This is a genomic window from Nocardioides sp. SLBN-35, from assembly GCF_006715725.1.
Taxonomy (GTDB): domain Bacteria; phylum Actinomycetota; class Actinomycetes; order Propionibacteriales; family Nocardioidaceae; genus Nocardioides.
In genome coordinates, this window is record NZ_VFNU01000001.1 from 2278791 (window position 1) to 2290301 (window position 11511).

15 protein-coding genes are annotated in these 11511 nt (G+C 71.2%); 3 read left to right on the forward strand and 12 right to left on the reverse strand.

Annotation, left to right across the window (positions count from 1 at the left end):
* Window positions 1-62: 62 nt before the first annotated feature.
* The 4 genes from FBY23_RS26930 to FBY23_RS11060 all read right to left on the reverse strand — a co-directional run bounded on the left by FBY23_RS26930 (window position 63) and on the right by FBY23_RS11060 (window position 3304).
* On the reverse strand, window positions 63-137 hold the full coding sequence (locus FBY23_RS26930) for a 50S ribosomal protein bL37 (RefSeq protein WP_370249596.1): 75 nt from the start codon (window positions 135-137) through the stop codon (window positions 63-65).
* Window positions 138-281: 144 nt separating this feature from the next.
* Entirely contained in the window at window positions 282-674 is a 393-nt protein-coding gene (locus tag FBY23_RS11050; protein ID WP_222117795.1) for a thioesterase family protein, read from the reverse strand.
* Window positions 675-705: 31 nt separating this feature from the next.
* A complete protein-coding gene (locus tag FBY23_RS11055; RefSeq protein ID WP_222117796.1) occupies window positions 706-2406 on the reverse strand; it encodes an acetolactate synthase in 1701 nt (566 codons plus the stop codon).
* 40 nt (window positions 2407-2446) lie between these two features.
* The gene (locus FBY23_RS11060) at window positions 2447-3304 is read right to left on the reverse strand and encodes a DUF2785 domain-containing protein (RefSeq protein ID WP_141798190.1); all 858 of its coding nucleotides are present in this window, start codon (window positions 3302-3304) and stop codon (window positions 2447-2449) included.
* A 111-nt stretch (window positions 3305-3415) separates the two neighbouring features.
* Here FBY23_RS11060 and FBY23_RS11065 point away from each other — a divergent pair, with 111 nt between their 5' ends.
* Window positions 3416-4894 (forward strand): sensor histidine kinase, encoded by a 1479-nt coding sequence (locus tag FBY23_RS11065; RefSeq protein WP_141798191.1) that lies wholly within the window; start codon window positions 3416-3418, stop codon window positions 4892-4894.
* A gap of 26 nt (window positions 4895-4920) precedes the next feature.
* Here the strand turns inward: FBY23_RS11065 and FBY23_RS11070 are convergent, their stop codons facing one another.
* Entirely contained in the window at window positions 4921-5175 is a 255-nt protein-coding gene (locus FBY23_RS11070; RefSeq protein WP_038678054.1) for a WhiB family transcriptional regulator, read from the reverse strand.
* Window positions 5176-5361: 186 nt separating this feature from the next.
* On the opposite strand from FBY23_RS11070, the gene FBY23_RS11075 reads away from it, so the two are divergent.
* Window positions 5362-5787, forward strand: coding sequence for a hypothetical protein (locus FBY23_RS11075; protein ID WP_141798192.1), 426 nt, complete (start codon window positions 5362-5364; stop codon window positions 5785-5787).
* A 76-nt stretch (window positions 5788-5863) separates the two neighbouring features.
* Here FBY23_RS11075 and FBY23_RS11080 read toward each other — a convergent pair whose 3' ends face one another.
* The 7 genes from FBY23_RS11080 to sodN all read right to left on the reverse strand — a co-directional run bounded on the left by FBY23_RS11080 (window position 5864) and on the right by sodN (window position 11044).
* Window positions 5864-6628 (reverse strand): hypothetical protein, encoded by a 765-nt coding sequence (locus FBY23_RS11080; RefSeq protein WP_141798193.1) that lies wholly within the window; start codon window positions 6626-6628, stop codon window positions 5864-5866.
* 138 nt (window positions 6629-6766) lie between these two features.
* Window positions 6767-7582: an RNA polymerase sigma factor SigF gene (locus FBY23_RS11085; RefSeq protein ID WP_141798194.1), complete on the reverse strand. Its 816-nt coding sequence runs from the start codon at window positions 7580-7582 to the stop codon at window positions 6767-6769.
* Window positions 7579-8001 carry an anti-sigma factor gene (locus tag FBY23_RS11090; protein ID WP_141798195.1) on the reverse strand — a complete coding sequence of 141 codons (423 nt, stop codon included), beginning with the start codon at window positions 7999-8001 and terminating at the stop codon, window positions 7579-7581. Before FBY23_RS11090 ends, FBY23_RS11085 begins: the two co-directional genes overlap by 4 nt.
* A gap of 100 nt (window positions 8002-8101) precedes the next feature.
* Window positions 8102-8677, reverse strand: coding sequence for a hypothetical protein (locus FBY23_RS11095; protein ID WP_141798196.1), 576 nt, complete (start codon window positions 8675-8677; stop codon window positions 8102-8104).
* 172 nt (window positions 8678-8849) lie between these two features.
* Window positions 8850-9404, reverse strand: coding sequence for a hypothetical protein (locus tag FBY23_RS11100; protein WP_141798197.1), 555 nt, complete (start codon window positions 9402-9404; stop codon window positions 8850-8852).
* Window positions 9405-9619: 215 nt separating this feature from the next.
* A complete protein-coding gene (locus FBY23_RS11105) occupies window positions 9620-10405 on the reverse strand; it encodes a hypothetical protein (protein WP_141798198.1) in 786 nt (261 codons plus the stop codon).
* A 213-nt stretch (window positions 10406-10618) separates the two neighbouring features.
* The gene (sodN, locus tag FBY23_RS11110) at window positions 10619-11044 is read right to left on the reverse strand and encodes a superoxide dismutase, Ni (protein ID WP_141798199.1); all 426 of its coding nucleotides are present in this window, start codon (window positions 11042-11044) and stop codon (window positions 10619-10621) included.
* A gap of 58 nt (window positions 11045-11102) precedes the next feature.
* On the opposite strand from sodN, the gene FBY23_RS11115 reads away from it, so the two are divergent.
* Entirely contained in the window at window positions 11103-11426 is a 324-nt protein-coding gene (locus tag FBY23_RS11115) for a S24 family peptidase (RefSeq protein WP_141798200.1), read from the forward strand.
* Window positions 11427-11511 lie beyond the last annotated feature (85 nt).

An 11511-nucleotide genomic window follows, 5' to 3' on the forward strand; every position in this document is an offset into this window, starting at 1 on the left:
CGGCTCGAGAATGAGGCGAACCCCCGGACCGTGAGGTCGCGGGGGTTCGTCGGTGCGTGCGCTCAGCTGTTGGGGCGCTTGCCGTGGTTCGCGCCCTTCTTGCGGCGCGCGCGGCGCTTGCGGCCGGTCTTGCCCATGGTTCCTCCTGAAGTCGTGAATCGAGCCATTCTCTCAGGCCCGGCTACTGCGGCGAAATCTCCGACGCTCCGTGGCCGCTTGCGGCCGCGGAAGAACCGCGAGGAGGTTGAGGAAGTCGGGAACGGGCGGAGCGAAATGACGGACTATCCCGACTGTCTCGAAACCTTGGCCATGAAGCGGTCGGCGTCCACCACGACGCGAGTCACCTCTCCGGACCCGACCAGCTTGCCCGCCGTGCCGTCGGGACCGACCTCACGCGCGGAGACGGCGAAGCGGCGCAGCCGACCGTCGGCGTACACCTGCCGGGCGGTGACCTCGACCGTCCCGCCGACCGCCGTGGCGGCGAGGTGCTCGAGATCGACCCGGGTGCCGACGCTGGTCTCACCCGCGGCGAGCTCGGCCTCGACGGCGGCGCACGTGGCTGCCTCGCACCAGGCCAGCAGCCGCGGGGTGCCGAGGACGGGGAGGCTGCCGGAGCCGACCGCGAGCGCGGTGTCGGCGTCGGTCACGGCGAACCGCACGGTCGAGCCGGCCATGCTCATCCTCCTCGGTGACTGTGGTTCGACATCAGATGCCGAACGTGGTGCGCGGGTAGGCCGCGTCGACGTCGGTGATCACGTTGACCAGGTACGGCACGTTCGCCGCGAACGCGCGGTCCAGAGCCGGCCCGATCTGCCGCGGGTCGGTGACCGTCTCACCGGCGCCACCGAGGGCGGCCACGACCTGGTCGTACGCCGTGCGCGGGGCCAGGTCGGCCGCGACGTCGTAGCCGTAGAGCATCTGCATCGGGCCCTTCTCCAGGCCCCATGCGGAGTTGTTGCCCATCACCATCACGACGGGCAGGTCGTGGCGTACCAGGGTGTCGACGTCCATCAGGGAGAAGCCGGCGGCGCCGTCGCCGAGGAGCAGCACGACCTGCGACGACGGGCGGGCGATCCGGGCGGCCACGGCCGCGCCGAGACCGGCGCCGAGACAGCCGTAGGGGCCGGGGTCGAGCCAGCAGCCGGGCCGCTTCGGCTCGACGAACTTCCCGGCGAAGGAGACGAAGTCACCGCCGTCGCCGATCACCACGGCGTCGTCGGCGAGCCGGGGGACCAGCTCGCCGTAGATCCGGGCCGGGTGGACCGGGTCGGCCTCCGCGCCGAGCAGCTCGGCGTCCTTCGCGCTCGCCGCCGCGACCGTGTCCTGGAGCAGGGTGATCCACTCGGAGCGGTCCGGCTGGCTCGCGCCGGCCAGTGTCTCCAGCAGGCCGTCGAGGACCGTGGTCAGGTCGCCGCTGACCGACGCCGCGAGCGTCGCGTGGCCGGACAGCTGGCCGGGGGAGTCGGCGATGTGGACGACCGGTGTCGGTGTGGCCGGCTCGGCGTCGCCGCCAGATCCGCGCGCGCCGAACACGCCGTACCCGAGCCGGAAGTCGAGCGGCGTCCCGACCACGACCACCAGGTCGGCGCCGTTGATCGCCGCGCCGCGGGCCTTGGTCACCAGCAGCGGGTGGCCGCCGGGCACCACGCCGCGGCCCATGCCGTTGGTGATCGCCGGCAGCCGCATCTCCTCGACCAGCCGCAGCGCGGCCTCCTCGGCGTGGTCGGCCCACACGTCGGTGCCGAGGACCAGCACGGGACGGCGCGCCTTCGCGATGAGGCCCGCGATCCGCGCCACCGCGTCGCTGTCCGGCTCCGCGCCGCGCACGTCGCCGACCACCGGCGCCGGTCCGGTGCCGACGTTGAAGAACTCGTCCATCGGGACGTCGACGTACGTCGGCCCGCGGTGCGACGAGCGCGCCTCGGTGAACGCGGTGTCGAAGCCGGCGGCGACGTCGTTCGCCGTCATCAGGGTCGCCGCGTGCTTGGTGACCGGCGTGACGATCGGCAGGTGGTCGATCTCCTGCAGCGCGCCGGTGCCCCAGCGGTTGTTGGGCGCGCGGCCACCGACCACGACCATCGGCGATCCCGCGAACCGGGCCTGGGCCAGGGCGCTGACCCCGTTGGTGACACCCGGCCCGGCGGTCAGCACCGCGAGCCCCGGCACCCGGGTCAGCTTGCCGGTCGCCTCGGCCGCGAACGCCGCCGTCTGCTCGTGGCGCACGTCGACCAGCCGGACCGGCGTGCCGCCGTCCTGCTGTGACTTGACCGCGCCGTCGTACATCGGGAACACGTGGGCGCCCGAGAGCGTGAACATCGTCTCGACGCCGTGCGCGCGGGCGACCGCGGTGGCGATCTCGCCGGCGTGGCCGGTCAGCGGGGTCTGGTCCGGGGGAGTGGAGGTCACCCGGGCACCCTAGCCAGCGGCGCCCGCCCGGTCAGCCACCTCAGCCGACGTCGTCGAGGAAGTACGGGTGCACCCGGCGCAGGGAGGCCACCAGCGCGAGCAGCAGGTCGGGGCGGACCGAGGGGTGGCGCGGCGAGATGGTGAGCTGCAGGTAGATCGCGCGCAGCACCGCCTGCGCGTTGCCGGTCGCCCGGTAGGGGTCGCGGCCGCTGCGAGCCTTGGCCCGGGCGCCCTGCTCGAGGCGGACCACCCACGGCTCCAGCACGTTCAGCGGGACCCGGTCGCGGCGCAGGATCTCCATCACCGCGTGGGCGATCCGGTCCGGCTCGCCGTGCACCAGCGGCGGCGTGTCGGGGTTGAGCACGCGGTCGGCGATCACGTCGAGCAGCACGGTCAGCTCCGTCATGCCGAAGTGGCGCGAGGCGGCCAGCGCGGCGACCGCGTCGGCGCCGTGGGCGGCGGAGTGCGCCCAGCCCTTGCCGGGCACGAACCCGCGCAGGTCGCGCTCACGGACGTACCAGGCCGCGATCCGGTCGCCCCAGTGCAGCACCTTGCTCGGGGGGAGCCGGCGGATCCGGGTGTCGCGCTGGATGCACTCGGCCAGCAGCAGCACCGAGAAGCTGCGCCGGAAGACCGAGTCGGTGTCGCGCTCGCCGAGCCCGGCGTTGAGCCCGGCGCACATGCCGTCGCCGAGCCCGGCCAGCAGGTCGTCGTAGGCGCCGTGCTCGATCCAGGTCGCGAGGAAGGAGTACGCCATCCCGTCGCGCACCTGCGGGTCCGGGTCGCCCAGCATCTGCGTCAGCTGGGCGGTCAGGTCGCCGATCGGGTGATCGGCAGGGGGACGCCGTTCACCGTCGCGGAGGGCCTGTTGGAGGCGCGCCCAATCCACCGACACCATCAACCCACACCCTCCGGAGCAGCCGAGCCTTCATCCCCCGGCCCCTATCCTGCCAAACAATGTGAAGGGACCCTAAGTGGGGAGGCACCCTCCCTCTCTAGAGTTGTGCCCGTGCCCTCCCTGTCCGCGATCGCCCGGCGTCACACCGACCTCGACGACGCGGACATCGCCTGGCTGCAGCTGATCCAGGCCGACTGGCAGGTCATCGCCGACCTGTCCTTCGCCGACCTCGTCCTGTGGCTGCCCGACCGGGGCGGGGCGGGCTTCTGGGCGGGGGACCAGATGCGCCCGACGACCGGCCCGACGGCGTACGTCGACGACATCGTGGGCACCTTCGCCCCCACCGGGCGCCGTCAGCTGGTCGACGCCGCCTTCGAGCTCGGCCGGATCGCCCGGGAGGGCGACCCCGAGTGGCGTGACGACGTGCCGGTGCGGGTCGAGGCGATCCCGGTGCGCCGGGCCGGCAACGTGATCGCGGTGATCAGCCGCAACACCAACCTGCTCGGCGTGCGTACCCCCAGCCTGCTGGAGATCAACTACCTCCAGGCCGCGACCGACCTGTCCCAGATGATCGCCGCCGGCCTGTTCCCCTCGACCGCCCAGCGCAGCGACCACGCCGACTCGCCGCGGGTCGGCGACGGCTTCCTGCGGGTCGACGCGGCGGGCCGGGTCATCTACGCCAGCCCGAACGCGCTGTCGACCTACCGCAAGCTCGGGCTGACCGGCGACCTCACCGGCCACCGCCTGCCCGACCTGACCCGCGAGCTGGTGCCGCCGAAGAAGCGCCCCGACGAGGAGACGCTCAGCGCCGTCCTCGGCGGCCGCGCGCACCGCGACACCGAGCTCGGCGCGTCCGGCGGTCCCGGCGACGGCGCCGCGCTGATCGTGCGCTCGATCCCGCTGCGGCCCAAGGGGGAGCACATCGGCGCGATCATCCTGCTGCGCGATGTCACCGACCTGCGCCGGCGCGACCGCGAGCTGGTCACCAAGGACGCCACGATCCGCGAGATCCACCACCGGGTGAAGAACAACCTGCAGACCGTCGCCGCCCTGCTGCGCCTCCAGGCCCGGCGGATCGGCTCGCCCGAGGCCGCCTCGGCCCTCGAGGAGGCGGTACGCCGGGTCGGCTCGATCGCGATCGTCCACGAGACACTGAGCCAGGCCGTGGAGGAGACCGTCGAGTTCGACGACATCGCCGACCGGCTCGCCCGGCTGGTGGTCGACGTCGGCTCCACGACCGCGCAGATCGGCGTGCGCCGCGAGGGCAGCTTCGGCGTCCTCGCCTCCGAGGTCGCCACGCCCCTGGCCATGGTCGTCATGGAGCTGATGCAGAACGCCGCCGAGCACGGGTACGACGCCGGCGGCTCCGGCCAGATCGCGATCCACGCCGCCCGACACGGTGCCGTGCTGGAGGTCGCCGTCGAGGACGACGGCCGCGGGCTGCCCGAGGACTTCGACCTGGACGCCGCGACCAGCCTGGGGCTCTCCATCGTGCGCACGCTCGTCGAGTCCGAGCTCGGCGGGCACCTGACGCTCGGTCAGGCGCCCGGTGGCGGCACCCGGGCAGGCTTCAGCATCCCGGTCGAGTGACCGGGCCGGGCCGCGAGCGGCGCCGGTCAGACGGGGGTGCGGACGCGCGCGCGGGCGTTGCGGCGCTTGAGCGCGCGGCGCTCGTCCTCGCTGAGGCCACCCCACACACCATGGTCCTGACCCGCCTCGAGCGCCCACGCGAGACACTGCTCACGCACGTCGCAGCGACGGCACACAGCCTTGGCCTCCTCGATCTGGAGGATCGCAGGGCCGGTGTTGCCGATCGGGAAGAACAGCTCCGGATCCTCGTCGAGGCATGCGGAACGGTGTCGCCAATCCATGGGTGGGAAAGCCCTCTTCTTTCACTACCGGGGGTGCCCTCGACCGGGCACACGTGAAGCCGCAAAAGTGAACGGCTTCACGATCGCTCCGGCAAGGTTTCCAAGGATTGCGTCACGAATCAAGCAATTCCGGTGGTTCGTTGGGTCACAACCGGATCGTGGACACCCACCGCCTAGGCTGCGGCGGTGACCGAAGGGCCCCTCGACCACCCGTCCGACCGCTCTGCCGACCCCGGCGCCGACCGTCCGCCACCGCTGACCGTGGCCGCCTCGCTGGCCGCCGTACAGGCGCTCGTGCTGCTCGTCCTGGCAGTCCTGGAGCTCGCCAGCGTGTCCTCGGAGCGGCTCGGGTTCGGGGTCTCCACCGCGGTCTTCTTCGCGGCGTACGGCGTGGTGCTGATGGGCGCGGCCCTGGCGCTGTGGCGCCGGCACGGCTGGGCGCGCGGCCCGGTGCTGATCACCCAGCTGATCGTGCTCGGGCTCGCCTGGAACCTGCGCGAGCACGTGCTCGCCGCCATCGGCCTGGCCGTGGTCGGCCTCGTCGTCGTGGCCGCGGTCGTGCACCCCGACACGGTCGCGGCACTCGAGGACCACCCGGGCGAGGACGACTAGGACACGCCCTGGCTGCCCGGTACGCCGACGGCCCGGCCCCCGCGAGGGGACCGGGCCGTCGTTGCGTGCTGGGTGATCAGGGGACCACGGTCACCGAGATCAGGTTCGACGAGAAGTAGTCGTCGTACCCGGCGTCCTTGGTGTAGTACGCCTGGAACACGTAGTTGCCGGCCGGCAGGCCGCTGCGCAGGGCGCTACCGGTGCCGCCGGTGATGACCCGGTCGCAGATCTTGGTGCCGAAGTCGAAGGTGCCGGTGGCGGTGTTGACCGAGGCGAAGGTCAGCAGGTACGGCGAGGACGAGCCGCCGGCCGCGTTGCCGTTCTGGTAGACGTCGACGTAGCCCGAGGTGGCGGGGCCACCCTTGTACTTGACGCTGCCGGAGAGCGAGGTGCGGGCCTTGTAGTCGCTGATGTCGCAGGTCAGGGCCGTCGTGCTGAGCGTCAGGTTCGAGTCGTAGACCTCGAACTTGGTCTTGCCCTTGCGGCCCTTGAACTTGGCCTTGACCTTGTAGTGGCCGGTGCCGAGGGCCGGGACGAGGTACTTGGCCTTGCCCTTCTTGACCTTGGCCTTGCCCTTGAAGGCCACGCCGTTGTCGCCGGTGATCGAGTACTTCACCTTGCCCGAGCCCCGAAGGCCCTTGGACGTGAGCACGAGCTTGCTGATGCCGGGCTGGACACCGGCGGCCGACTTCTTGATCTTGAACTTGCCGGCCTTGACCTTCGCCGCCACGACGGCGGTGTCGGCAGTGCCGGGGGTTGCCGCGGCGGTCGACGTCAGAGCGGGCGTGGCGAGCGCGAGCGAGGTGATCGCGATGACGCCAGCGGAGACGAGCCTGCGCATGGAGGAGCTCCTTCGGGGAGGGACCGACCCGTCCGGAACGAGGTCTCTGGAATCGGTCAAGAAGTGTGAGACGCAGGGGTACTGCCCGGCGGCCGCGACGGTAAACGTCGCTCCTGCGACGATTTGCCGACCGCTTGCTCAGCCTTCCGACTCGAGCGATTCGCGCAGCTGGGCCAGGGTGCGGCTGAGCAGCCGGGACACGTGCATCTGCGAGACGCCGATCTCCTCGGCGATCTGCGACTGGGTCATGTTCTTGAAGAAGCGCAGCAGCAGGATCTTCTTCTCACGCGGCGGGAGGTTCTCCAGCAGCGGCTTGACCGACTCGCGGATCTCGACGTGCTCGAGCGCCTCGTCGTCGACGCCCATCGCGTCGAGCATGCTCTGGCCGCTGCCGCCGTCGGAGTCGTCGTCGGTGGCGTCCAGGGAGAGCGTGGAGTAGGCGTTGCTCGACTCGAGGCCCTCGACGATCTCCTCCACCGAGCAGCCGATCGCGTCGGCGAGCTCGCGCGGCGTGGGGGAGCGGCCCAGCGACTGGGTGAGCTCGGCGGTGCTCGCGCTGATCTGCATGCGCAGCTCCTGGAGCCGTCGCGGCACCCGGATCGCCCAGCCCTTGTCGCGGAAGTAGCGCTTGATCTCGCCGATGATGGTCGGGGTGGCGTACGTCGAGAACTCGACCCCGCGCTCGGTGTCGAAGCGGTCGACGGACTTGATCAGGCCGATGGTGCCGACCTGGACCAGGTCCTCGTAGGGCTCGCCGCGGTTGCGGAAGCGCCGGGCGCAGTGCTCGACGAGGGGCAGGTGCAGGTGGACGAGGGAGTCGCGGGCGGTGTCGCGCTCGGCCTGGGAGGCGTCCTCGTCGCGGAGCACCACGAAGAGCTCCGCGCTGCGCCGGCGGGTCACCTCGATGTTGGTCGGCCCGCGCTGGCCGCCGCCCCGAGACAGGTCGGTGGTCATGACGCCAGGGACGACCGCACGAGGAGACGGACGGAGTAGCGCCCGGCGACGGCGTCGATCGCCGCCTCGTCGGCGAGGGTCGCGAGCACCTGCCACCCGAAGCTCTCGTAGTCGGGAGCAGTGGGGGTCTGGGCGGCCGCGGCGATGGTGAGGGCCAGCTCGCTGGTGCCGAGCTGGAAGCGGCAGTCGAGCACGGCGTCCGCGTCGGCCTCGTCGAGCACCATGGCGGCGGCCTCGGAGACGGCGATGCGCAGGTCCTCGATGTCGTCCATGGTGAAGTCGAGACGAGCCGCGAGGCCGGCGGTCAGCGTGCGCAGGACCGAGGCGTAGGCGCCGTCGGCGGGGAGCCGCAGCTCGACCTCGTCGGGTCGGCCGGCGGCCGTCGTACCACCGACAGCAGGGCTGCTCGTCTCCGACATGCCGCATCCTCCGGGTTGGCGTTGGGGAACCAGGTCGGGACCGACCCTACGCCAACGGCCGCGCCCCGGAGGACGCGGCCGTTGGAGGGGACGGGTCGCGTCAGGGACGCAGGTCGCCGAGACCCAGCAGGTCGAGCAGGCCCGTCTGGTCGAGCAGGTCGAGGACGGCCTCGAGGCCGAGCGAGTCGAGCAGGAACCCGATGCCCAGCTTGTCGAGCGCGTCACCGACGTAGTCCAGCAGGTTGTCCTTGTCCGGCTTCGCGCTCGGGAGGGTGACTCCGTTGCCGGCCTGGCAGGAGGCGAGCAGGACCAGGGTGCCGCTGACGGCCTTGGCGGCGTTGGCGCGCAGCACCTTGGTCTGGCGGAGCTTGCGCTGGGTCTTGTTGAGCTTCTTGGTCAGCTTCTTGACCTTCGCCGCCTGGTGGTGGCGCTTGGCCTTCTTGATCTTCTTCTGCAGCTTGACGATCTTGGCCTTGAGCTGCTGGATCTTGATCCGGGCCGCGGAGCGGGTGATCGTCGCGACGTCGACGGCCTTGGCCTGGGCGACGCAGTCAGCCGCGCGCTCGGTGGTGGCCGGAGCGGCTGCCGGAGCAGCCGAGGCCACCGGAGCGGCGGTCAGGGTGAGGCCGATGGCCACGGCGATGCCGAGGATCAGCTTGAGCAGGGCACGATTCATGCCGGTTTCTCCCTCAGGTGAAGTCGACAGCCGCTCGCCCCCCATAGGCGACAGCCGAGAATCGGCCGGGCGCACTGAGGCCCGACTCGGCGGTCACCCTATGGCATTTGGTGAGCCTCCATGCAGCAGGTCCCGGAATGTGTCGCATCCCGGGGCCCGCCACAGGTGGTCGTCAGTCGAGGATCGCGCCCAGGCCGAGGCCCTCGAGGAGCGGGCGCAGGCCCAGCATGTCGATGACCCGGTCGAGGCCGAGCAGGTCGACCAGCCAGCCGACGCCGAGCATGTCGAGGACCTCGCCGAGGAAGTCGAGCGGGGTGGTGCCGGCCGGGACCTGGCTCGGGATGGCGGTGCTCCGGCCGCTCAGGCACGCGGTGTACGTCGTACCGGTGGCGGTCGCCGCGGTGGTGGCCTGGGCCAGGAACGCCCGTGCCGCGCGCTTGCGCGCCTTGGCCTTCACGAGCTTCTTCTCCAGCTTGACCGCGGCCCGCCCGTGCGCCTTGGCGGCCTTCTTCTTGAGCCTCTCGACCTTCTTCGCCAGCTTCGCGGCCGTGGCCTTCGCGGCGGTGTAGGTGGTGTAGGCGCCCTGGGCCGCGGTGTACTCGACGGTGCAGCTCGCGGCGCGCGCATCCGGCGCGGACGGGGCGGCCGAGGCCACCGGGGCCATGGACAGCGTCAGGCCGAGTGCGACGGCGACGCCGAGGACGATCTTGAGCAGGGCACGATGCATGCCGGTCTCTCCCTTGGGTGTGGCCGGCCGTCAGCAGCTTCCCTCCCCGACGACCGGTCGCGGACACCGGGCGTGAGGATGCCCGGCTCGCCGGTCACCCTAAGGCATCGTGGTGAGCCCTTCATGGACGGAGTGGAGGGCGGAACGCACAGGACCCCGGGACGTTCGTCCCGGGGTCCTGAGTCGTGTCAGTTGTTCAGTTGCCTGCGATCAGATCACAGACCGGGGAGGCTCGGCAGACCGGGGAGGCTCGGCAGGCCGGGCAGGCTCGGGAGGCCGCCGCCGAGCACGCCGCCCAGCTGGCTGACGACGGAGTCGAGCGCGTCGAGCACCGGCTTGAGGGCGTCGACCGCGGCACCGAGGCCGAGGTTGGTCAGCGTGGCCTCGAGGATGTCGACCAGGCCGGTCGGGTCGGCCAGGCCGGCCTTGAACGCGTCGCACAGGCTCTGCATCTGGGCCGGGGCCGCCGCGCAGAGCTGGTTGAAGGTGTTCATCAGCGGGTCCAGCACCGTCGGGAACAGGTCGCACAGCTGCTGAAGCTGCGGGACCGCGTCGCAGAGGGCCTGGATCGGCAGCTCGGGCGTGGCCGGCGGGATGGCACCCGGGCGGCCCTTGCAAGTGGCGTAGGCCGAGTAGGCGCCGTTGTAGTTCGCGACGGTCTGGTTGCGGTAGGCGATGCCGGCGCGCTTGGCCTTCTTGGCCTTCTTGAGCTTCTTCTTCAGCTTCTTGATCTTCTTGGCCGGCGCGTGGTGCTTCTTGGCCTTCTTGAGCTTCTTCTTGAGCTTCTTGACCTTGGCGTCGGCCGCAGCGACGTACGCGTTAGCGGCGGCGTAGTTGTTGTACGCCTTGGTCAGGGCAGCGCCCTGGGCGCTGCAGTCAGGCTCTGCTGCCTGCGTCGCGGCCGGGGCCGCCGGGGTGGCCGACGCGACGGACGCCGTCGTGAAGGTCAGACCGAGCGCAACCGCCAGGCCGATGAACATCTTGAAAAGGGCGCGATGCATCGCGACTTCTCCCTCCGGATGGTGTGGGTCCCCCCGACCCTGTGCTCCCTGGTCGGTTGGTGATTTCGGTACAGACAACGACTTGCCTGACTCGCCGTCACGCTAAAGGAACCGGGACCTTGATGGGACGAAAACGACGGGCCGCACGCCCGAAATGGACGTGCGGCCCGTCTGGCCTGGGCACTGTGGCCCGGAAGGACTAGTCCGAACGGATCAGGCCTTCTTGGTCGCCCAGAAGATCTCGGCGATCTCGTCGATCTTCGCGAGCAGCTCGTCGGCCTTGGCCAGGTCGAGGGTGCCCTTGGTGCCGGTCGCGCCGGCGAGCTTGGTGGCCTCGTTGACCAGCGTGTGCAGCTGCGGGTAGGCCTCGAAGTGCGGGGGCTTGAAGTAGTCGGTCCACAGCACCCACAGGTGGTGCTTGACGAGCTCGGAGCGCTGCTCCTTGATCAGGATGGCGCGGGTGCGGAAGTCGGCGTCGTCACTGTCGAGCGCCTTGGCGATGACGGCCTTGACCGACTCGGCCTCGATGCGGGCCTGGGCGGGGTCGTAGACACCGCAGGGCAGGTCGCAGTGGGCGGAGACGTCGACGGTGGGGGCCACGAAGGCCGCGCGAATCGATTCGGCGATACGGGAGAACATGTCGGTCCTCTCAGAGGTTCAGGCGGGCAGGTACTTGCTGCCTGCGACACTACTCGTCATGGATCGAGCGGCAACGGGAGGTCGGCGTCGGGTCGGCATCGCCGTCGTCCGGGGCGATTCCATGCGGCCCGCGCTGCGGTCCGGGCAGCGCCTGCTGGTCCTGTACGGCGCGCGCGTGCGCCCCGGTCGCGTCGTCGTCGCCCGCTTCGCCGACGGGACCCTCGCGGTGAAACGGGTCGCCGGACGTCGGGAGAGCGGCTGGTGGCTGCTCAGCGACAACGCCGACGCCGGCGTGGACTCCCGCCACCGCGGTGCCGTGCCGGACGCCGACGTCGCGGGCGTCGTACGGGCTCGGGTGTGGCCGTGGCCCCGATGGCTGTGACCCGTCCCATCCGGACACGTCGGCTGTCGGGCCGGACGGTGTGAAAGGATGGATGACCGTGGCTGACGACGTTCTTCCCTCCCAC

Coding starts and splice junctions, on each gene's coding strand:
- FBY23_RS11050 (WP_222117795.1), bottom strand. CDS start 674: ATGGCCGGCTCGACCGTGCGGTTCGCCGTGACCGACGCCGACACCGCG.
- FBY23_RS11060 (WP_141798190.1), bottom strand. CDS start 3,304: ATGGTGTCGGTGGATTGGGCGCGCCTCCAACAGGCCCTCCGCGACGGT.
- FBY23_RS11070 (WP_038678054.1), bottom strand. CDS start 5,175: ATGGATTGGCGACACCGTTCCGCATGCCTCGACGAGGATCCGGAGCTG.
- FBY23_RS11080 (WP_141798193.1), bottom strand. CDS start 6,628: ATGCGCAGGCTCGTCTCCGCTGGCGTCATCGCGATCACCTCGCTCGCG.
- FBY23_RS11085 (WP_141798194.1), bottom strand. CDS start 7,582: ATGACCACCGACCTGTCTCGGGGCGGCGGCCAGCGCGGGCCGACCAAC.
- FBY23_RS11090 (WP_141798195.1), bottom strand. CDS start 8,001: ATGTCGGAGACGAGCAGCCCTGCTGTCGGTGGTACGACGGCCGCCGGC.
- FBY23_RS11095 (WP_141798196.1), bottom strand. CDS start 8,677: ATGAATCGTGCCCTGCTCAAGCTGATCCTCGGCATCGCCGTGGCCATC.
- FBY23_RS11100 (WP_141798197.1), bottom strand. CDS start 9,404: ATGCATCGTGCCCTGCTCAAGATCGTCCTCGGCGTCGCCGTCGCACTC.
- FBY23_RS11105 (WP_141798198.1), bottom strand. CDS start 10,405: ATGCATCGCGCCCTTTTCAAGATGTTCATCGGCCTGGCGGTTGCGCTC.
- sodN (WP_141798199.1), bottom strand. CDS start 11,044: ATGTTCTCCCGTATCGCCGAATCGATTCGCGCGGCCTTCGTGGCCCCC.
- FBY23_RS11115 (WP_141798200.1), top strand. CDS start 11,103: ATGGATCGAGCGGCAACGGGAGGTCGGCGTCGGGTCGGCATCGCCGTC.